Source organism: Nocardioides astragali, from assembly GCF_024436375.1.
Classification (GTDB): Bacteria; Actinomycetota; Actinomycetes; order Propionibacteriales; family Nocardioidaceae; genus Nocardioides; species Nocardioides astragali.
Window position 1 is genome coordinate 417,092 of record NZ_JAFMZM010000002.1, and the last position, 21,546, is coordinate 438,637.

General features: G+C 71.3%; 10 protein-coding genes. 5 read left to right on the top strand and 5 right to left on the bottom strand.

From position 1 onward, the window contains the following. Positions 1-2 precede the first annotated feature (2 nt). Together J3P44_RS07060 and J3P44_RS07065 are read left to right on the top strand one after the other, a co-directional pair. Entirely contained in the window at positions 3-3,074 is a 3,072-nt protein-coding gene (locus tag J3P44_RS07060) for a hypothetical protein (RefSeq protein ID WP_255889566.1), read from the top strand. Positions 3,075-3,081: 7 nt separating this feature from the next. Next, on the top strand, positions 3,082-9,354 hold the full coding sequence (locus J3P44_RS07065; protein ID WP_255889567.1) for a hypothetical protein: 6,273 nt from the start codon (positions 3,082-3,084) through the stop codon (positions 9,352-9,354). A gap of 36 nt (positions 9,355-9,390) precedes the next feature. Here the strand turns inward: J3P44_RS07065 and J3P44_RS07070 are convergent, their stop codons facing one another. Then, positions 9,391-9,543 carry a hypothetical protein gene (locus tag J3P44_RS07070; RefSeq protein WP_255889568.1) on the bottom strand — a complete coding sequence of 51 codons (153 nt, stop codon included), beginning with the start codon at positions 9,541-9,543 and terminating at the stop codon, positions 9,391-9,393. Between the two features lie 210 nt (positions 9,544-9,753). Here J3P44_RS07070 and J3P44_RS07075 point away from each other — a divergent pair, with 210 nt between their 5' ends. Genes J3P44_RS07075 through J3P44_RS07085 form a run of 3 tightly spaced genes read left to right on the top strand, consistent with a single transcriptional unit; the run spans position 9,754 to position 14,977 of the window. Further along, positions 9,754-11,718, top strand: coding sequence for a patatin-like phospholipase domain-containing protein (locus J3P44_RS07075; protein ID WP_255889570.1), 1,965 nt, complete (start codon positions 9,754-9,756; stop codon positions 11,716-11,718). Then, on the top strand, positions 11,715-14,090 hold the full coding sequence (locus J3P44_RS07080; RefSeq protein WP_255889571.1) for an AAA family ATPase: 2,376 nt from the start codon (positions 11,715-11,717) through the stop codon (positions 14,088-14,090). Before J3P44_RS07075 ends, J3P44_RS07080 begins: the two co-directional genes overlap by 4 nt. After that, positions 14,087-14,977: an HNH endonuclease family protein gene (locus tag J3P44_RS07085; RefSeq protein WP_255889572.1), complete on the top strand. Its 891-nt coding sequence runs from the start codon at positions 14,087-14,089 to the stop codon at positions 14,975-14,977. Before J3P44_RS07080 ends, J3P44_RS07085 begins: the two co-directional genes overlap by 4 nt. Before the next feature lie 452 nt (positions 14,978-15,429). Here J3P44_RS07085 and J3P44_RS07090 read toward each other — a convergent pair whose 3' ends face one another. The 4 genes from J3P44_RS07090 to J3P44_RS07105 form a co-directional block, all read right to left on the bottom strand. Next, positions 15,430-17,922: a hypothetical protein gene (locus tag J3P44_RS07090; protein ID WP_255889573.1), complete on the bottom strand. Its 2,493-nt coding sequence runs from the start codon at positions 17,920-17,922 to the stop codon at positions 15,430-15,432. 273 nt (positions 17,923-18,195) lie between these two features. Next, positions 18,196-19,707: a cupin-like domain-containing protein gene (locus J3P44_RS07095; RefSeq protein ID WP_255889574.1), complete on the bottom strand. Its 1,512-nt coding sequence runs from the start codon at positions 19,705-19,707 to the stop codon at positions 18,196-18,198. Beyond that, positions 19,704-20,384: a hypothetical protein gene (locus J3P44_RS07100; protein ID WP_255889575.1), complete on the bottom strand. Its 681-nt coding sequence runs from the start codon at positions 20,382-20,384 to the stop codon at positions 19,704-19,706. The genes J3P44_RS07095 and J3P44_RS07100 overlap by 4 nt, the downstream gene beginning before the upstream one ends. After that, the gene (locus J3P44_RS07105) at positions 20,381-21,301 is read right to left on the bottom strand and encodes a GlcNAc-transferase family protein (protein ID WP_255889576.1); all 921 of its coding nucleotides are present in this window, start codon (positions 21,299-21,301) and stop codon (positions 20,381-20,383) included. The genes J3P44_RS07100 and J3P44_RS07105 overlap by 4 nt, the downstream gene beginning before the upstream one ends. Between the last annotated feature and the right edge of the window lie 245 nt (positions 21,302-21,546).

Consider the following 21,546-nt stretch of genomic DNA (forward strand, 5'->3'; position numbering starts at 1 on the left):
GCATGGCCACCTTCCTCCCCTTCGTGGCCGTCGCCGCGGTCCAGCGCGGAGGTCCAGACGTGCTCGTCACGCTGCCAGACCCACCGCGACAGCCCGGGGAACCCCTGGTCCGTCCCGGCGTCGCCCGGCTGGCCGGCGCGCAACTGATGATGGTGCCGCTCGTACCGCAGGGGGGCGGCACCGTCAACGTGCACTCGCCGGTCACCGGACCCTGTCGCCAGGTCGACCTGACCGCCACCCCGATCGCGGCGCTTCCCGGTGTGTCCATCCTCCTGGAGATCTCACCGCTGCCGTTCGCCGCGGCAGCGGTGCTGCGACGCCTTCCGGGCCTGCCCGTCTTCTACGTCGCCGTCCCCGCCCTGGCCAGCCCGCCACCCGACGACCACCTGGTGGCGGCGGGGGAGCAGCTCGGCACCGAGGCGATCGCCTGGGTCGGGGCCCTCTTCGACGACCGCCTGGCCCTGTCGCCGCTGACGGTCATGGGGCTGATCGGGGACGCGATGCCGGTCCTCGACACGAATGCCGAGGTGGCGGACTGGCAGAGACTCGCCGACGAGCTCGACGTCGCGGGCAGGACGCTCCGCGTCCTCGACCACGCGGGCCGGCCCGGAGCGTCGTACCGCGTTCGGGTGGTCGCGCCCGCGGGGACGACTGTGCAGACCGCCGACGCCACCGGCAGCCTGACGCTGCCGGCGGGCGACCTGGAGCTGCGCTGGATCGCCGACGAGGACGGCGACCCCGTCGATCGACCGGTGCACGCGCTCGTCGAGCGCTCGCTCGCCGACGCCGACGACCTGACCACGAGCAGCGCGCCCGGCGAGTCGATCGCGATCCCGGCCGCGCTCGCCCACGGTCATCTGCAGGTGCTGGACGCCGGCCGGTGGTTCGCCGACCGGTCACCCGGGCTGCTCGCCGGGCTCGGCAACGTGCACCCGCGCAGTCGCCTGCAACCGCTGGTCGACGGGTTCGCCACCTTCGCCCCGATGCTCGACGACCTCAGGGCGGCCACCGGCCCGGGCTGCGGGGCCCACTTCGCGGGGTGGTCGTTCAACGACTTCCCGCTCGACCTCGACGACCAGGCCGCCACCATGCTCACCGAGCTGGTGCGTGCGCTGACGAAGGGTGGCGGGGCGGGCGCGGAGGCGGACGGCGCGCGGTTCCTCATCGACCAGTACATCCACTTCCGCGACGACGCCCCGGCCGGCGACGACCTCGAGGCGGCCGCGGTGCTGCTGCTGATCCTCGGGTACGACGCGATGGTGGTGGCTGGGCTCCTCGGCCGCCTGCCGCGCGACCCAAGGTGGCTCGTCGCGATGGTCAGCCTGGCCGCCCTGGCTGCGTACGTCGTCGGTGCCGCCTTCGCGGGCGACATCCTCGAGTTCCTCGAGGGCGAAGCCGACGAGAGCAAGGGGATGGCGGAGGTGCTCAACGCGATCCGGCCGAACATCGCGCTGCGGGCCCACCACCCGGCCCGGTTCTCCGACAACCCACTGGTGGTTCCCAACCCACTGCCGGTCGCTCCCTCCGCCTACCTCCACGGGGTCAGCAGCTGGCACCAGAAGTTCCAGGTGATCCGCCGCACTCCCGACGCTCTCGGCAACGAGGTCGTCGGCTACGTCGGCGGCATCGACATGAACAAGAACCGCCTGGACGGCTGGGGACACCACGGATCGAAGTGGCGGCCCGCGGACGGGGCGGCGCTGTCACCCGCGCCGGAGGCGGGCGCCTTCCACGACGTCCACGCGCGTATCACCGGGCCTGCGGCGGCCGATGTGGCGCTGACCTTCGAGCGTCGCTGGGCCCTCGACACCAACCTGCAGCCTGCTCCCGGTCCGACCGACCCCCCGATCCCGGGCGTCGCCTTCACTGCGCCGGACCCCACAGATCCGGAGGTGCCCCCGCAGCCCGCGCGGCACCTGGTCCAGGTGGGCCGCAGCGGCTACCGCCCCGCACCGGGCGGCGAGGCACGCGCGCTGCCCTGGTCACCGCTCGGCGAGACGACCGTCTCCGACGCCCTCGTGAACGCGATCGGGTCGGCCCGCGAGTACATCTACATCGAGGACCAGTACTTCACGCCCCACGACGAGTACGTCGCTGCGCTGCTCGACGCCGCCGTCCGGGAGCCGGCGCTCCGGCTCGTCGTGGTGATGCCGTCGTCCTCGGACCAGGTGTTCGGCGATGTCCGGCACGCGGAGATGTTCGAGCTGCTGCGCGACGGGCGCAATGGAGACGGCTACGGAGACCGGATGATCGTCGCCGCGCCGGTGCGCCGGCCGCGACTCGGTGACGGCGGGCGGGTGGCGAGTCTGGGCCGACTCGTGCTGCAGGAGGACCTGCCGGCGACCGGCGACCAGATCCTCGTGGGCCCCCGGTCCAGGCTTCCCGAGGTGAGCCTGCTCTCACCGTTCGTGCCCTTCTGGCTGTGGGTGGACGGCGAGCGGATGCTGGCCGTCGAGCAGCGCGACGACGTGCTGTCGACGTCGGAGGTGCCGAGCCGCCGGTTCCTGCTGTCGCGGGCGACCGGGCCCACCAACCGGTGGGGCGCGCAGCCGAGGCTGCACACGGCCGGCGCGGCCGTCACGATGGCGCAGGTCCCAGGCATCTACGTCCACACCAAGGCGATTATGGTCGACGACATCTTCGTCGGCATCGGGTCCTGCAACACCAACCGTCGCGGGTTCTTCCACGACGGCGAGATCCAGGCGTTCGCCGTGCCCGAGCAACTCAAGGCCTCCCGCGAGAACCCCGCGCTGGCGTTGCGGACGGCCCTGTGGGCCGAGCACCTCGGCATCCCGCCCGCGATGGGACCGACCCTGCTCGCAGATCCCGTCGCGGCGTTCGAGCTCCTCCGTCGGTCCACCTATCTCGGCAACCGGATGAGCACCTTCGAAGCTCTTGGCGCGAGGACCGAGCTCGCGCTGCTTGGCGAGAGCGTCCAGTGGGCCGAGACGGTCGCTACGCTCTTCGGCACCGTCAGCACCGACGTCCTGCCGTACGCCTGGAACACCCTCATCGAGCCCACGACCGCCAGCGACCTCACCCCCCGCCTCGGGCCCGGGATCGGAACCGTGTGAGCAGCCGATGAGCGCACCCCTGAGCCTCTTCACCCTCCTCGGCGCGACCTCGGTGGCGGACGCGGCCGAGCGCTGGCCCCGCGAATTGTTCCTGCCCGACGTGGGCATCGTCGCCGGCGGTGACGACCCCGAGGACTACGAGACGCTGCTCTCCTACCTGGACCAGACGCTCTCCTTCGCGGCCGTGCGACCCGGTGCGGGCGCGGACCAGGTCGGCCTGGTCGCCGAGGTCGTTGTGACGAACCCCATGGGTCCCCCGCGCTCGCTGGTGCTGCGAGAGCTTCCGGACATCGAGTTCGTCCTGCTGGACAACACCCCCGGCAGTCCGGCGCGACTCTTCGTCACCCTGTCCGACGCCGGCCTCGAGGTGGTAGTCGAGGGACTGCCGGTGGAGGTCCGGCTGCCCGCCGGCCTGCTGGGGCCGCTGCGCACCGAGGAGGAGGAGCGCGGCGGGCCGGCGCAGAGCGAGGAGCGGCACGGAGCCGACTTCGTCAGCAGCTCGTACGACGCCCTGCAGATCTTCCTCAGCGAGGTGCACGAGTCCCGGATCCTGGTGCACCTGCGGGTCCGGCTGACCGAGGAGCGGGACCTCGTCATCGAGCCCGCGGTGCCCATCTCGGTGGGCCCGTGCCGATTCAGCGGCCTCCCGTGCCGCGGGGTGCACGACCTCGGCTTCCTGCCGTACCCGGTGCTGCGAGGGAGCCACACCCGCGACGAGATGGCCCTGGAGTGGGCCCGCCACGAGATCCCGACCGGACTCGGGCTGGAGGGGACCGGCCTGATCACGGTGCGCACCCTCGATCTCGACCAGACCCGCGACCCGCTCAAGCAGTTCCTCGAGCGAGCCCGCAGCTCCGTCACTCACCCGTCGGGGACCGGCGCGGACGTAACCGACCTCGAGTTCGTCCTGGAGGACCTGGCCCTCCCGGTCTCCGCGTGGCTGACCCCCGTGGCCACCCACGGCAGGTTCGGGCTGCGCAGGGCCGTGCTCATCGAGTCCGACGCGGTGGAGGCCTACGACCTGAGCCAAGCGCCACTCGAGGTCTCCCTGGCGTCGGTGGTCGACTGGCGGCTGCGGATCTTCCGCCTGATCTTCGAGAGCCCGACAACGGTCGTCGCCCGGATGGCGGTGCTCTTCGGCGACAGCGTCGAGGAGGACCACGCCCTACTCATCGACGTGACCGACGGATGGCTGCTCCAGGGTGCGTGGGTGCCGCCCGCGCCGATCCGGTTCCTGTCCATCCTCGGCGCCCGCTTCTACCTGATGTCGGCGCGGCTGGGCTTCCTGCTCCGCGACGTGCAGAGCGCCCAAGGCACGGGCTGGTTCGACCACGTGCGCGCCACCTTCGACCTGGGGATCGCCGTCGGCGACGAGAGCCCCGGTCCCATCACCCTGTCCGGCCCCGCCAAGCCGCCCGGCGCCGACCTGGGGATGGACGTGGTGCTGAGCAACCTTGGCTGGGACCTGGGCGAGAAGAAGTTCATCCCGGACCTGTGGCTGCCCGAGGGCCTGAAGTTCACGGCCTTCAAGGTCCTCCAGCTCGACCTCGAGGAGGTGGTCTTCCTCTCGGAGGACAACGGCGGACGGTACGTCGCGCTCAGCGGCGGCATCGCGATCTTCCCCGGCGCCGGTGACCCGGAGCCGAAGCACGTCGAGCGCGGGACTCCCGGCGTACCCGCCGAGGGCCAGCCCAACGGGGCCGGCCTGCGATTCCGGCGCCTGCGTCTGCGGACCGGCGGCAACGAGGCGGCCGCGCCGATGCTGATCGACGGGATCAGCCTCTTCCTGAAGATCGGGCGCTTCGAGGTCAGCGGGTCCGGCACAATCACCGATACCACCCGGGACGGCCACCGCTACCAGGAGTTCGGGCTCGGCCTGCAGCTGCGCTTCACCGCCATGGAGAAGGACTTCGCCATCGGCGCCCAGCTCTTCTACGGCCGCGTCGAGGGTCCGGTCGACCGGTTCACGTACTGGCTGTTCGGCTTCCAGCTCGCCTACTGCCCCGTGGGGACCTACGAGCTGCGCGGCATTAGCGCCCTCGTCGCCGGTGGCATGATGCCAGCCCTGCCCGAGCCCAGCGGCAAGCCGCAGGAGATGCGGCTGCTGGACTGGTACCGCCTGAACCGGGCCGCCGGCGCGGTGACCGTCCGCGACGACCGGGCGCCGCAGCGGGGCGGCTGGCGGACCGAGCAAGGGGCCGAGGCGGCCGGGGTCGGCGCCGACCTAGGTCTGTCGGTGAGCCGGGCGGTCACCCTGCGGGTGTTCATGTTCTTCCACCGCAGCGACGCGGCGGCCGGGCTGCTCATCTCGGGCGAGGTCTTCGTCCTCAAGGCGAGGACCCCGGTCGGCCTCGGTGCGATCGAGGCGGATCTCGAGCGGGACCGCTACAGCGCGCTCATCGGAGTCGACCTCGACCTCGCCAAGCTCCTCGACTCCGAGAGCGACCTGGCCAAGGGCCTGGGCCGGTTCACCGGCACGCTCTTCGCGAGCAACGACCCGGCGATGGCTGCGATCGGCCAGCTGACCGACCCGTCGAGCTGGCTGACCCTCTCCTTCGACAAGTCCTTCCTCGGCCTGTCGGCCCGGATCTCGCTCGGGCTCTGCCTACAGATCTCGGCCCGTCCCGGCCCGAGTGGCGGCGGCCTGCTCGCGATGGTCAAGGCCAAGGGCTCGATGGGTGTCGGCAAGGTGGAGTTCTACGCGGTGCTCGGCGTCCTCGTGGGCACCTGGGGCAACGAGGCGAGCTCCTCCGGCGTCATCGCGTGGGCCGAGCTGGCCCTGCGGATCAAGGTGTTCTGGGTCTTCTCCTTCGGCGCGTCGGTCAAGGCGGCGGTGGAGCAGCTGGGGCCGCAGGAGCCGAACTACCGCCGGCTCGGCCTCGAGGTGCGCATCGAGACGCCGTGGTGGCTGCCCGACGTCACCTTCCGCGTCGAGCGCGTGCGCGGCCTGCCCCAGCCCGAGGCCATGCCGGTGCTGTCGGCCCCCATGAGCCGGGCCACCGTCCGCGAGCCGGGGCTCACGACCGAGGTGGCGGCGGCGAGCACCACCCTCGGCGACCCCGGAGCGGTGCACACGGTCGCCGAGCTCCGGTCGACCTCGCCGGCACCGGTCCCGGAGCACACCTGGGACTCGCTGGTGCCGGTCAGCGTCGACTCCATCATCGCCCTGGACTTCGCCGCCTCGCTCGGCAACGAGACGACGGTCGTGCCGAGCGTGCCCGCAGGCGCCGGGCAGCAGGCGCCGGCGCCGCCGGCACAGAACGAGCTCACCGCGACGTACACCCTGATGGAGGTCGGCGTGCGGCGCCGACCGCGGTACGGCGCGGACGCGGGCGTCTGGACCGACCTCCTGGCCCCGGAGGACAGCCAGGTCGGCACGCTGGGCGACCTGCTGTCGGACCCCGACCTCGCCGTCACCTTCTCCTCCGTGCTGCGCTTCCGCTGGGACGCCGACGTCGTGCTCGACGACGCGCTGGACCCGCGGCGGCTGCTCGTCAACGCCGACACCCCGTACTCCTTCCTCACCGGGAACCCCGCCACGGAGGAGGGCCTGCTGGCCAACGACCCGGCGTACCCCTGCTGCGGGGGGAAGCGGAGCGTCCCGCGCCACGTGCTGGACTTCACCGCCGTGCCGCTCGGCGTCCGTGCCCCCGTGGTCCAGCGCTTCACCGAGAGCACGAGCACGCTGCGCTGGCAGCTGCCCCTGCCGCCCGTGGTCGCCGGATCCCAGGGACCGCAGGCCGGCGTCCACGTGGCGCGGGTCCTCCCGCACAGCATGGTGGACCGGGCGCTCGCGGTGGTGACCTTCGACGAGCCCGCCTACCAGGTCGAGCTCGAGGTGTTCTGGACGCCTGAGCACATCGCCGAGCTCGAGAGCGAGCTCGTCATCGAGGCAACCCGGGGGCTGGAGGTCGTGGATCGCCGCCGACTTCGTTTGGACCAGGCGAGCCCGGTCCTGCGGGTCCACCTCGAGGACTCCCGCGGGCTCACCTCGCTCACGCTGCGATACGCCCGCGGCGCCGACAGTCCCGGAGGCACCGCGATGCCCACGGACGAGACCTTCGAGCTCCGGCGCATCCAGTACCGCAGTGTGCGGGAGACACGCGACCTCCTCTCCTACCAGGGCCGGTGCGGGGGCCACGGCGACGGCGCCGGCGGGGGCAAGCTCGCCTGGCTGCCCAACCACGACTACGAGCTCGCCCTCAAGGTGCGGACCACGGTGGGCTACCAGGGCAGCGCACAGGAGGCCGTCGTCGAGCAGCGGGCGGGGTTCCGGACCCGCGGCCTGCCCGGGCTCAACGCCGTCGCGGCCGTCGGCGACGAGCTCGAGCCCTACGTCGAGTCGATCTACCCCGGCGCCACGCCCCGCCTGCTCTACCGGGCCGAGCCCGTCGTCCTCGCGTTCGACGAGCGCTTCAACTCGCTGCTGCCGGTGGATCGGACGCCCGCCCCGGGCGCCCCGGCGGAGCGGACGCAGCTGCTCGAGTGGGTGCTCGCCGTCGACCAGGCCGACAGCACGCGGCTCTCGGTCACAAGCCCCGACTGGGTGGTCGAGCACCGGGGCACCGCGCCACCACCCGCACGCGGACTTCCCTGGGTCATCGACGACCTGCTGGTGACGGCGGGGGTCCGGAGCGCCACGTCGCTGCAGCCACCCACCCTGCGGCTGGAGGCGCTGGCGGCCCGGTCGCCGGCCTGCGGGTCGGTGTCGGGCCTGCACGGCTCGCAGGTGCTCCGGCACGCGCCCGTCGACCCCGACGACCCCGCCGCGACCACCCACCGCTGGCCGGCCCGCACCGACCTCAGGGTGGCGGTCCGCCGCAAGCAGGGGCCCTTCGTGGCGCGGACTCCGTTCGAGGCCGGCGACGAGACAGCCCTGACCGTGGCTGACGAGGGCCGCCTCGGGGCGACCGCATGGCAGGTGGTCGACGGCGCTCTGAGCGTGGTCGGCACGCCGACGGTCGGACTGCGCCACTACGCCCAGCTGGGCGAACCGGCCTGGGACCACGTGCGGATCGTCGTGGACGTCGACCCCGCCAGCGGGGCGGCCGGGGTCGCCGTCGCCGTCGCGGGCCCGCCCCGGGTCGAGCGCGCTCTGATCGCGCTCGTCGACGAGGGCGCCGGGGAGCTCCGGATCCTCGCCCGCCGTGGAGGTGCGACCCAAACCCTCGACTCGGCTCCGCTCCCGCCCGGCGTCGCCGCGCCGTACTCGCTGGAGGTCCACGCCTTCGACGACCTGCTGCGGGTGCAGCTCGCGGACACCGTCGTGGAAGCGCCCCGCGACGACCTGCGCGACGGCCGGCTGGCCGTGGTGCTCGACGGGCCCGGCCGCTGCTCGGCACTGCACGTCGAGGCGCTGGAGGCCTACGCCACCCAGCTGGCCACGAGCCGGTACGACGGGTTCGAGCAGCACATTGCCAGTTGGGACGGCGTGGTGCACGCCTCGCCCGGCCAGGCCGGCCCCGTCCCTGGCCTGCTGGCCGCGACCGGCGCGGACCTGGCCGGCACGATGGCGCCGGACGCCGACCCCCAGGCGCGGCAGCGGCTGTTCGACCGGTGGGTCGCCGAGACGACGCTGCCGCTGGCCCCCGCGGTCGCAGGGCTGACGCTGTCGGCGGTCAGCGACGCCTCGGAAACCCACCTGCTGGTCCTCCAGTCACCCGAACCGCTGCCCTTCAGCACGGACGTGTCGCTCACTGTCACGCACCGGGTGAAGAAGCTGCCCGGTCCGCCTCCGGTCGGGGTGCCGCGCGAGCTGCTCCGCTTCGCGGCCGACCTGGAGTTCGCCCGGGACAGCGTGTCCGGCCTGGTGCCCAACGACCTGGTGGCCGCGATCGGCGACGCCAGGCGCCTCGTCCATGCCGTACGGGCGACCCCGACCGGCCGGACGGTGTACCGCTTCTACGACGTGACGGTGCGCACGTCCGGCGCGGAGACGCTACTGACCGGTGCGCTCGTGGACGTGCGGCCGCTGCCGCCCTTCACGCTCGCGTTCCCGCCGCGGCCGCTGCGCTTCCCGGCCGACCACATCGGACTCTTCGACGCCACGGGTGATCTGATCGGCGGGCTGCTCCCGCTGCCCGTCGAGACCGACGAGACCGTGCCGCTCATGGCGCTCTCCAACAGCGTCGAGGATCGGCTGCTGCTGATCCCCACCAACCCGCTGGCGCCGGATTCCTACACCTTCACGTTCACCGTCGACCGGGAGCGCTACCGCGCAGCCGTCGCCGACGACGAGAGCCGCTACCGCGCGACCGCGGTCCTGCACGTCGTTCTCTGACCCACCCGCCAGCGGCGCCGTAGAGCTTGAGGAGGCTCAGTGGGCTGCCGGCCAGAGTGACGAAGGTGGGGGTGGGGAGGGCTTGCAGCCGGGCGGGGCGGCTGGGCGGCGGTTGAGGTGTGCCGAGGTGAGGGCGACGCAGACCATGACGACGAGGAGAGCGGTGATCCGGGTGGTGTCGATGGTCATGGTCTGCTCCTCTCCGGTGGTGACGCCTCGGGTCGATGACTCGACTCTGCTCGTCGGGGAGACCCGCACCGTTCGATCGCTGACACAGGCCGCGACGGGATGCCGACGGTCGAGGACACGACCGGCGAGGCGGACCCGTCAAGCCGGACTGGACCGGATGGTCAGCGTCGGCGCGTGTCACTACCGTGATGTGCACGGGAGGCAAGCGTGATGGCAGAGATCTCGGTCGGTCAGGACGCCACGGACCTGGGTGCATGGGGCACCTACCAGGAGCCGACGCGCGAGTGCGACGTCGTCATGAAGGGCGGCATCACGAGCGGGGTGCTCTACCCCCTCGCGGTGTGCGAGCTGGCGGCGACCTACCACCTGCGCAACGTCGGCGGCACGTCGGCGGGCGCGATCGCCGCCGCCGCCGCGGCGGCCGCCGAGCACGGTCGCGCGATCGACGCGCCGACGGCCGGCTACCAGGCGCTCGCCGCGCTGCCCGACTGGCTCGGCAGCGACCGGAACCTCGAGGAGCTGTTCCGTCCGACGGCCACGACCCGTGGCGTGCACAAGGTCCTGATGCGCCTGGTGCAGCCGAAGAAGAACTGGCCGATGATCCTCGCCTCGGTTGTTGCGGCTGGCTTCTCCGGGCGGCGGGCGTGGCTGCCCGTGCTCGGCGCGCTGCCCGGCCTGATCTGCTTCCTGGCGCTCGGGATCTCCGACCCGGCGTCGTGGTGGACGTGGGGGGCGCTCGTCGTCGCGCTGCTCCTGACGCTGCTCGGGCTCGTCGTCGGAGCGGTCTTGTCGCTGGTGCTCACGTCGGGGGAGAAGCTTGACCAGAACGGCTACGGCGTAGTCGCCGGTTCGTCGTCGTACGACGGCAAGGACTCGCTCTCGGACTGGCTCGCCGACACCATCGACACGCTCGCCGGGCGGCCCACCGACGGTGCGCCGCTGACCTTCGGCGACCTGTGGAAGGGACCTGATGGCACCGGCACCGCACTCGCGCCGCACGTCAACCTCGAGATGCTGACGACCAACGTCACGCAGGGCCGGCCGACGCGGCTTCCCGACGAGCTCGTGCCGGGCTACTGCTTCACCGAGAAGGAGTTCCGACTGCTCTTCCCCGAGCGGGTGGTGCAGCACCTCAAGGCCCACCGCGGCGGGGAGATCAAGGGCGGCTACCTGATCCCGATGCCGCACGTGCGCGACCTGCCCGTGGTCGTCGCCACCCGGATGAGCCTGAGCTTCCCTCTGCTGATCTCCGCGGTGCCGCTGCACGCCGTCGACTTCTCGATGGGCACCGGCCGGCACGAGCGGGTGTGGTTCTCCGACGGCGGCATCACCTCCAACTTCCCGATCTCCTTCTTCGACGCGATGCTGCCGAGCCGGCCGACGTTCGGCATCAACCTGCGGGAGTTCCACCCCCGCTACCAGAAGAGCACGACCGACGAGCGCGCCAACGTCTGGATGCCACGCACCAACAGCGGCGGGCAGCGCGAGTGGTGGTCGCGGTGGGACGCCACCGGAATCAAGGGCGTCGGCAAGTTCCTGCGCGCGATCGCCGACACCATGCAGAACTGGGTCGACAACACCCAGACCCGCGTCCCGGGCTACCGCGACCGGATCGTGCACATCTCCCACGACCACACCGAGGGTGGGCTCAACCTGGCCATGCCGCCCGAGGTGCTCAAAGCCCTTTCGACGCGCGGGCGCTGCGCGGGCCAGCGGCTCGTCGACTACTACACCAACCCGCCGGGAGCCCCGCTCGCAATCGACGAGCTCTACCGCAACGAGGAGGGGACGGCCGGCGAGCGGGTCGTCTCCTGGGAGAACCACCGCCGCATCCGCCTCCGCACGTCGCTCTCACTGGTGACCTCGGTGACCGGGATGCTCGTGGACGGCTACGACGCGACGTACCGTGGCGACCTCGCCGCACCCGCCGCCGACGTGCCGAGCTACCCGTTCACCAACGCCACCCAGCACGCGCTGGTCCGCGCGGTGATGGACGGCTCCTCCGGTCCCGGCCCACGCAGCGGGCTGGTCAAGCTGACCGAGGAGATCCGCGCTGTCGAGGCGACCGGCCTGCGGGTCCCTTTGGTCGTCGGCAGCCCGAGGCCGGCACCGGTGATGCGGGTCTGGCCGGGCGGCGGCCGGTCGGCCCGGGCCACGGGTGGCGAGGAGCCATGAGGCGCATCGAGCGCGGACCCGCACCCGCGCTCGTGCAGTCCCCGGACTTCCAGCGGCTGTGGGGCGACTACCTGTCGTTCCGAGCGTCCGGCGGGAGCCGCGTCACCCAGACCAAGCTCGGCCCGACGGACTTCGTCGGCATGCTCGACCGGCTCGCGGGGGAGTACGTGCGCTCGCTCTTCCAGAACCGGTGCGCTTACACCGAGCGGGCCGACAAAGTGGTGCTGCACCTGCACCGCCCGGAGAGCGACGCGTTCGACGACCGCCTCGGCGTCTCCGCCGACCACTACTGGTGGACCGCCGGCTGGTACCGAAACTGGTACGCAGCGTCGTACGAGCTCGTCGGCCTCAAGCGCACCACGTTCCCGGTGCTGGGCGACCGGGCGCTCGTCCCGTCCCCCCACGAGGTGGGCCCCGGATGGGAGCCGGCGCAGCCGTACCTCGACAACGGCCTGCTGCTGGACCCGTGCGAGGACCATCCCGAGTGGCACCTGCGCTTCCACCGGGACGGCACCGTCACCCCCTGGGCCGACGAGGGACCGGCCGTCTGGCTGACCGACGACGCGCGGCGCCGAGGGGTCGAGACCATCCGCCTCCTTGGCCTGAACGCCGACGACCTGGTCAGGTCCAGGGCGGCGGTCATCGGCGAGGTGGTCGGGCGAGGAAGCTTCGAGGTCGGACCGCTGGAGTCGATGCCGCACGTCGGCGCCGTCCGCCAGGTGCTCGCTCAGCTCCTGCTGGACCGCGGCCCGGAAGCCGAGCATCTGAGCGCGCTCCTCCCCGAGATCGCGCCGCTGGTGATCGGCGACCCGTACCGGTATCCCGACGACCTCGTCCAACAGGTGCTGCCGTACGTCGCCGGGATCTACCCGGCGCTCGCCGACAGCTGGCGTCCGCGCGAGCAGCTCGCGGAGGCGGCGCCGCCGGACGAGGCGCCGGGTGAGCCATCACCGCCCGTGGCGCCGCCCGCCGCGCCACGCCGGAAGGCCCGGCCACGCCGCGGGCTCACTTCGCACGAGACGCACGTCATCCCGCGCACGGCAGCGATCACGAAGGCCACCATCGTCAACTTCCAGGCGATCGAGCGCGTCGAGCTCACCATCCCGGTGGCCGAGGTCGAGCTGCCGCCGCGCCCGGGCACGACCACGACGGAGACCGGGCGCGCCTGGACGGCGCTGCTGGGGGAGAACGGCACCGGCAAGAGCTCGACGCTGCGCGCGATCGGGCTGGGGCTCGCGTCAACGTACCTGCCCGAGCTGGAGCAGGAGGTCGGCCTCGACTGGTCGCGACTGCTGCGCCGCGGCACGAAGAGCGGGCGGGTCCTGCTGGAGTTCACCGACGGCTCGCGCATCGACCTGCGCTTCAACGCGAGACGGGCGTGGTTCGTGGGGGGCGCGCCTCGGGTGGAGGCCTTCGTGCGCGGCTTCGGCGCGACCCGGCTGCTCAGCCCCGACGCCCCGCCGCCGGAGGCGAACGTGCGGCTGGGCAACCTCTTCGACGCGCACGTGCCCGTCATCGACGCGGAGCAGTGGCTGCTGGACATCCCTAGCGAGGGTGACTTCAACGTGGTCGCGCTCGCCATGGCCCAGTTGATCGGGCGGCGCGAGGACGTCGAGTTCGCCCAGGCCGACCCGTCGGCGCCGCCGCTGGTGCAGCGTGAGGGGGGAGAGCTCACCATCGGTGGCGAGCCGCTGGCCACTCTCAGCGACGGCTTCCGGACGATCATTGCCACTGCGTGCGACCTGATGGCGGGTGCCGGGGCGGGGTTGTCGGACATGCGGCACGCCAGCGGGATCGTGCTCGTCGACGAGCTCGGCGCCCACATGCACCCCCGCTGGAAGATGGACATCACCGGGACGCTGCGCCGGGTGTTCCCGTCGATGCAGTTCATTGTGACGACCCACGAGCCCCTCTGCCTGATGGGCATGGTCGAGAACGAGGTGATCCGGGTGCGCCCCTCGACCACCCAGCCGGGCGCGCCTTGGCACGCCATGTTCGACCCCGTCCCCGACTCGCCCAGCCGGTTCCGGGTCGACCGCCTCCTGACCTCGGCCTTCTTCGGCCTCGACACCACCATCGACCCGGGAGTGGACCGCGAGTTCAGGGAGTACTACGCGCTGCTGCGCCAGGACGTCCTGACCCCCGAGCAGGAGAGCCGGCGTGTTGAGCTCCGCGGCCGTCTGTCGCAGCATGGCGTGCTGGGCTACACCCGCCGCGACCAGCTGGTGTACGAGGCCATCGACCGATTCTTGGCCGACGAGCCCGAGCTGAGCGTCGAGGAGCGGCGCCGCCGGCGCGACGACACCCTCGAGAACGTCGCCGACATCTGGCGCAACGTCGCCGAGCGCCGCAGGGCCGGAGGGCTGCTGTGATCCGCGTCGACCGGGACGGGGTCCTCGAGCCCGCGTCGCTCGAGCGCCCGTACGGCAGCGGTCGCTTCAAGGGCAAGACCGAGGCCGAGCGCGTCGCGATCGAGTTCGCCGATCATCTCCGCGACGGGGGCACGCCTGAGACGTTCACGTTCAAGTACGAGCGCTACAGCGACGCCGACGTGAAGTTCGCGCTCAACCAGCTCTTCGGCGGCAAGTGCGCCTACTGCGAGACGAGGTACGCCGCCACCCAGCCCGTCGACGTCGAGCACTGGCGTCCGAAGAGCGAGGTCCACGAGCGCGACGCGAACGGTGTGAAGATCGTGCTGCCGGGCTACCACTGGCTGGCCTCGGCCTGGGAGAACCTCCTGCCCTCCTGCATCGACTGCAACCGCGAACGCGGGCAGAAGGACTTCGTCACCGGAGTCGAGGAGACGCTCGGCAAGGCCAACCAGTTCCCCGTCAACGGCCCGCGGATGGCGCCGCCCGCGTCCGGGGCGCCGGCCGTCGTCGAGGACGTCCTGCTCCTGAACCCCTGCCTCGAGGATCCTGGCGCGCACCTCGACTTCCGCGACGACGGCGCGGTCATGCCCCGGCAGGACAGCCCCAAGGGCCTGGCGTCCATCCGGGTCTACGCCCTGAACCGCACCGAGCTGGCCCTGGACCGGCTCGGCATCGCCCGCCTCATCGAGCAGCGGCTGCGCACCATCGAGGGCCTGGCCAGCGTGATCCGCGACCCGGCGCTGACCGAGAACCTGCGCCGGGACCTGCAGGATCTCGCCGCCCACGAGATCGACGCGCTCCACGAGATGGCCCAGCCGGACCGCGAGTACGCCGCGCTCGCGCGGCAGCTGATCGAGGAGAGCGCGCCACCGTCGGTGCGGCGCTAGCCGCGACCATGCGCGGCTTGACCAGGCGACGGGGGTCGTTGTGGGTCACGAACTGTGCGAACCCCTGGCGCACAAGCTCGGCCCCTGACTCCGCGCGCCCCGCCTCGACGAAGTCGAGGGCGGCCTCCAGAGACGCGCGACGCGACGCCCAAAGGCGGTATGACTGTGAGGATCGCCAACGCAGGGTGTGACCCCCGGAATGTCTGGCTTCGGGCCTGATCACCTGGCGGTGGCGGCCCCGGATGTGTCTCAAGCCGAGTGGCGCAGGACGAGATGACGCCGCCCGGATCACAGTCCTGTCGAGCCTCGGTCCCGGGCGGGCCATTGCCCCCGTGCGCTAATCGACAAGAGGGGGTCTCGGTGGCGGTCAGATCGGCGATGGCGGGTGTATTGACGGGTGCGTGACTACTCCGTCTCAACGAGAAGGTTCGTCAGTCTGCGCCCAGGACCCATCAGGTGCGCTGCCACTGCGCTGTGACGATCTGGGACTCTTCCCTCCGGAAGGTCGTGATGGTACGTCCGTCACTGGCGACGACGGCGACCATGCCGGACGCGGTGACGATGTTGGCAGGAGCGGCGGTTTCGGCAGGCACGGGTGCACTGTCCGATCTCGACAGCAGGCGCTTCACGCCGCCGGCGGCGTGAAGCGCCTGGAGGCGTGTCGGCGCGACGTCGATCCGGCGGGCCAACCGCTGGCCGGCCCGGATCCGGAGCAGCAGGTCTCCATCCCGGGCCTCCAGCTCGAGTTCCTCCACTGCCGCGGGCAGGTAGAGGCGGTCGACCTCGGTGAGCAGCGTCTGCTCCACTGCCACGTTGATCGGGCCCTGCTGAGATGCCGGTTCGGCATCCGGCTCCTGGCCGTCGGTGGCGATGTGCACCGAGTCGATGGTGTCGGTCGTGACGGTCCGCAGGTCGACACGACCATCTGCGTTGGCCACGCCGTGTGTCAGCAGGGTCTCCTGGTCCGGGGCGAACACCAAGGCCCGCTGCCCTGGGCCGAGACCTGCGGCGTGGATGTCCCACTGGCGGCCAAATCTGCGAAGGTCCGGCGGGTCGACGCGCCAGAACAGCTCGAGGATGGCCTGTTCAACCAGTCCGACCGTCAGCTGCTTGCACTTGTTGATGCGTTCGGCGGCTTGAGCGATCGACTCTGAGTACGCGGTCAGCACGGGTGGTGCGGCGAACGTGTACTCCCGCACCCCGCCGTTGGTGAACATGCGCAGCCGTAGTGCGTAGGGCTGTGGCGCGAAGTCGGCGAACTGGTTCTTGCGGACGGTCGCCTCGGTGAGCTTGACGGTCACCGTGCCGGGCACCCCCGGGATGTCGACGGCCCGGTACTCGCTGTGCGGGTCCTGGTAGACACCCAGGTGGTCGCCCACGACCTCGTAGACTTGGTTTCCCCCGTCAGGACGCAGGCCGTAGCGCATCGAGATGGTGGGTCGGGCCGGTGGGGCGGCTCCGCCGCCGAAGCGGTAACCCACCGCCAGGTCGAGGGCGAGCGTGCCTCTGGTCTCCTGGCCTCGGCCGGGCTCACACCTGTCCCGCAGCCGCCACGGCGACATGCCCTCGAGGCTGTGCGCTTGGACCCGCGGCAGGCTGGGCGCCGGAACATCGGAACGGCCACGCAGGACGAACCGGTTCCCAGCTGCGGCGGCCTGGGTCAGGACGAACCAATCGCGGGTCAGGTCGTTGGTGAACTCCAGTGGCAGGTCGAGAGCGAACCCGTTGGGCGTCCTGGTCAGGCGGGACTCGTCCTCCAGCTCGTCGTTGAGGGCGTCCATCGCGAGCTGTTGGTCGACGCCAGCGATGAGCATGCTCAGCCCGGCGAGCAAGGCCAGCGGCTTCAATCCTGGCACCAGCAGGTCGGCCGCGGTGGCCGCGACCCCGATGCCGGTTGCGCCGTGGTCGAAAGCCGTGATGAGGATGCCCAGGGGGTTGAGGATGGCCAACCCGAAGCACTTGGCGACGTCTCCCGTGTTCTTCTCGTAGTCGACGTGCAGGCTGCCGCGCAGCACGTTGTCTCTGGGCACGGAGAAGTCCAGGTGCGCGAAGACGTCCAGGCGTACGTCGTTGCCGGCGCAGGCGTTGTCTATCCGTGCGTACTTGGACACGGTGATCCGGGGTGGTGCGCCACCGCGGAACTCCGCTCCGATGCCCGGGGAGAAGTACAACGGGTGCTTGTCGATCAGCAGCGCGTCAACCTGGGATCCGACCGCGGACGCGAGAGCGGATCCGTCGATGGAGACCGCCCACGCCTGGTCGCCCAGATGGGACTGTGGTTGACCCTCGAAGAAGTGGTGCCAGCCCTGATACCTCTCGATCAGCGCCTTGCGTCCCTCGTCGGACATCTCGAACCGCAACAGGATCTCGTCGGCGTCAGTGAGCGTGATGCCCGCGTTGAGCACGCGGGTGCCCGGCGGGAGGAGACCGGCGAGGGCCGCACCTACGTCGATCGGCGCGGTCATCGTCAGGGCTGCGGGCACATGGTGCGGCACGACCGAGGGCGGGGCGGCCGCCACATCGGGTTCGATCCGGAGCTGAGCGACACCCTGGGCGTTGACGTCGACGCGCGCGATCACGCCGAGCACCGCGGCGGGCACGGTGACGGATGTGGTGGTCGGTGCCGAGGTCCCGGCCGCCGCGACGGCAGAGACGGTGGCGAAGTGGACCGTGACGTGCACGCCGATCCGCACGGCCGAGGCGTTGAAGCCCTCGTTCAGAGGGCTGGGCGCGACCTGCCCGGCGGGGTCCTGCTCGTTGAGCGCCACCCACCGGTCAGCCGAGATCTTGGCCAGGTGGACCCCATCGACGGTGGCGCCGTCCAGCCAGGACGGCTCACCGCCGGGGCCGGCGACCGGGATTGTCAGTGGACGGAACTCGCTCATCAACCGGTAGGCGATCAGCCGCTCGAAGGCGGCATGAGTGAACGCGAACTGGCAGATCATGAGCGCAAGCTGCGGGGACGTCGGGCCGGTGCGGCGGTCATGCCTCATGGTGGACCTGGCACGCTCGCGGCCGCAACGCCCGATCGTCAGCTCGCCGGGCCCTGTGCTGTGCGTGCGTCAGGGCTACGGGCGGCCCGCACTCTTGGTCCTCGTCCACCTCGCTACGGTGGACGACCACCTATGGCCACCTGATGGCCCCCACCACCTACGCGGACATCCGTGCTTCGGGATCGGGAATGCCAAGAGGGACGGCCCCCCGCCCGGCACATCTCACTATCTGCCCGGGAGCAGTCTGGTGTTGGCGAAGGGCCAGGCGAAGCTTGAGAAGGTGGCCGAGACTGACACCGATAGCGACCGGGCCCAGTGCCACCAGCCGACGGGGATGAACAGTCCGTCGCCGGGGCCTACCTCGACTTCCATCACCGAGGCTCGGGCGAACAGCGGGTGGCGCGCCGGGTCGACGTCCTCGGGGTCGACATCGCTGTAGTACTTGTCGCGGGGATAGACGTAGTCGCGGTCGAACGACGGAACCAGCCGGAACCGCTTGCGGCCGTGGACCTGCGTGAACAGGATCGAGTGCTCGTCGTAGTGGAGCGGCGTGACCGTGCCGGCTGGGCCGATCCACAGCTTGGCCGAGCCGGGTCGTCGGTCGGAGTCGTTGACGATATCGGGCGGGGGCCGAAGCTCGTCGCGCAGCATGTGCAACTTCGGGTTCTCGAAGAAGTTGTTTCGTGCGACGAGGTAGTAGTCGTTGCTCTCGTCTGTGGCGGCCAGCATCCTCGCCAGGTCGGCGAGCGTCACGGTGCGCACCGTCTCCCGGAACCGCTGCTCGTAGTCGCCGGAGCGCTCGCGGCCGGCCGTGATCTGCACCGAGACGTCACCGAACCGGGCGGCAAAGTGATCTGGCGACCAGTCCCGGACGGCCGGGCTGTCGCCCAGCACGCGTGGGAGCAGCACCGGCCGGTTGCGGGCGTAGTAGTCCCTCAGGAACTCTTCCCCCGACAAGCTGGGGCGTACGTCGACCCGGTCGGGGGTGGGTCCGGCGCGGTGGAGGTCGCCGTACAACCGGAGCAGGGCGTCGGCCGACGGTTGGAGCGGCCGGTTTCGCGTCGACGTGACGGCGCGGCGGGCGGGCCAGGCAGCCGCGGAGGACGGCACCCAGCGGCCGATCGGGGTGAAGATCCTGTCGTTGAAGAAGTCGTCCTGCCGGGGCTTGGGCACGGGCCGGTGCAGCCAGCCGGTGAGGGCGAACCTGCCGTCCTCGAAGCGGCCTGAGGGACAGGAGATGCGACGTACTTCGTGCGAGGTTCGGGGGTCGAAGAGGATCAGGGTGTCGTTGCTCGGGGTGACACAGACCTCGTCGCCATCGGCTCCGGTGAACACCAGCTCCCCGCCGCTGAAGCGGGCCGGCTCGGCGTGGAAGTAGTAGACGAAGGTGAGGGTTCGGCCGGCCGTTTCGGGGGAGGCGTTGTCGGTGTGGTTGCGGAAGAAGTCCCCGTCGTTGTGGCTGGTCAACTGCACCTCGAACCACGCTGTCTCGAACGGGGTGATGCCGAGGCCCGCCACCGCCTCATCGATTCTGTCCCGGATCGCCGCCTCGAGACCACCGGCGAGGTCGCCCAACCGGTCGGCGTAGACCACCCGCGAGACCCGCGTGCGGGGGTCGACGCCCCGCCGCGCCACACGCGACTGCTCGAAGGCACTCCGCAATGCGACGGCCCTCTCGTAGATCTCCGCGCTGGCCTCCCTGCCCAGCAGGTCGCGGTGGACTTGGAACAGGCTCACCGGCGGTAGCCGATCTCCTCGAGACGGCGTTCCAGATGGGCATCGATCACGTCCAGCAGCAGCGGCGCCTTGAGCGAGACGAACCAGTAGAGGATCCAGGGATTCTCGCCCGGCAGCGACGCCTGTGGCCCGACGGGCGGGGTGCCGGGCTCGGGTGGCCCCCCATCAGGAGCCTCGAAGACGGATGGCCCGACCGGCGGAACGCCCGGCTCCGGAGGCCCGCCGTCGGGCGGCTCGAAGACGGCCGGGCCGACCGGGGGGACGCCCGGCTCCGGGGGGCCGCCGTCCGGCGGCACCGGGCCCGGGTCCGGTCCCACGGGCGGTACACCGGGCTCGGGCGTGCCGCCGTCCGGCGGCGCCGCCCGCCGCTCGACCCACCGTCGCAGCTCCTGGAGCCGCTCGGCGAATCGGGCGTCCATCAGCTCGCGCAACGCGGGGCCCAGATCCTCCATCCTGTCGACCTCGGGGACCACCTCTTGCCCGAGGACCCAGTGTGCGAGGTAGGAGTCCATCCAGGAGACATCGAACGCCGCCCGTGGCAGGCTCGACGCGCCTGGCTTCCCGAGCGAGGCAGCCACGTCGTCGACGATCCTGCCAAGCAGATCGGGATCCAGGCGGGGATCCTGTTCGCGGTACTTCGCAACGATCTGATCACGCAGGCCAGGTTGCTCTTTCATGAGACCTCCTCCAAGTTGTGGCCGCCGTGCCGGGCCTCGTCGCACAGGCGGCGGCCCACCAGCCGTTCGTAGTCATGACGGGACCGGAGACCGCCCAGCCCGTACGAACCGAGGTCGGCACCGGCGTACAACGAGCGGATCCGCTCCAGCGACTGGGCCGTCCGGGTCACGCCGTCCGCATGATCGGCCCAGTGTGTTGTTCGGGATCCGCGGTCGTAGAGGTGCCACCCGAGCACGACGTGCGGGTGGAACAGGTCGTAACCGTGGGTGAAGGCACGCAGCGCCACGGCGACCTCGTCGGCGAAGAAGTAGATCCCCGGGTCCATCGGCACCACCTCGTTGAAGCGGCCCTCCACAAACAACAGGTGCAGCGAGACGAACGCCGCCGCCGTCGGTCGCCGCAACCCATCCCAGCCCGGTACCACGTGGCCGGTAAGGCGGTACATCAAGCCGCCGCGCCGTTCAGCAAGATCCATCCGGTACACCGCCCGCACCCGGCCGCCCGGGTCGTCCGCCGGGTCGAAGGGCGGCAGATAGCCGCTCAGCAGCGGCCGCTCGACGCCACCCTCCTGGAGGCGACGGTGCAGGTCGAGGAGGGCGTCGTCCCAGCCCGGCACGAACCTGTGGTGAGAGTCGAGGAACAGCGTGTACTCCTCGCCGTCCCACCGCTGCTGCAGCAGCTCCCTAGCCCAGTTGCACCCCTGGCTTCCGGTGGCCGGAAGGTCGAGCAGGTGTGTCGAGAGCCGTCGCAGCTCGCCGGCCGACCACGCCTCGTCCTGCCCGTGCTGCCACGCCACCGCGACGACGAGCCGCTCGGGTCGGGCGGCCATGTCGAGCAGGTCGCGGAGCGTCGGCACGAGCTGAGCGTCCCGGTACGCCGGGACCTGCACGTATATGCGTGGGGGACCACGGTGCATGGCCAACCTCCCGTCAGGAGCGCCCTCGATCGCCAGCCGGTCCGTCTGCCACCGTCGCCCTCCAAGCGGAGTCGTGTCAAGGAATGGCCCGGACCACGGCGGCACACCGGTCGTGGTGGGAACACGCGGTCTAGACAAACATCCTCGCCCATTGTCGTACCCACCCGACGCGAGGAAGGTAAAGGGCTGGACATGGGGATGGCGTGCGAGACATCGGGTCAGCACCCGCCCTAGGGGAGTGATCA

Bases quoted from the DNA above. Each gene is read 5' to 3' on its own strand.
- J3P44_RS07075 (WP_255889570.1), top strand. From the start codon at position 9,754: ATGGCAGAGATCTCGGTCGGTCAGGACGCCACGGACCTGGGTGCATGG.
- J3P44_RS07060 (WP_255889566.1), top strand. From the start codon at position 3: ATGGCCACCTTCCTCCCCTTCGTGGCCGTCGCCGCGGTCCAGCGCGGA.
- J3P44_RS07080 (WP_255889571.1), top strand. From the start codon at position 11,715: ATGAGGCGCATCGAGCGCGGACCCGCACCCGCGCTCGTGCAGTCCCCG.
- J3P44_RS07105 (WP_255889576.1), bottom strand. From the start codon at position 21,301: ATGCACCGTGGTCCCCCACGCATATACGTGCAGGTCCCGGCGTACCGG.
- J3P44_RS07090 (WP_255889573.1), bottom strand. From the start codon at position 17,922: ATGATCTGCCAGTTCGCGTTCACTCATGCCGCCTTCGAGCGGCTGATC.
- J3P44_RS07100 (WP_255889575.1), bottom strand. From the start codon at position 20,384: ATGAAAGAGCAACCTGGCCTGCGTGATCAGATCGTTGCGAAGTACCGC.
- J3P44_RS07065 (WP_255889567.1), top strand. From the start codon at position 3,082: ATGAGCGCACCCCTGAGCCTCTTCACCCTCCTCGGCGCGACCTCGGTG.
- J3P44_RS07070 (WP_255889568.1), bottom strand. From the start codon at position 9,543: ATGACCATCGACACCACCCGGATCACCGCTCTCCTCGTCGTCATGGTC.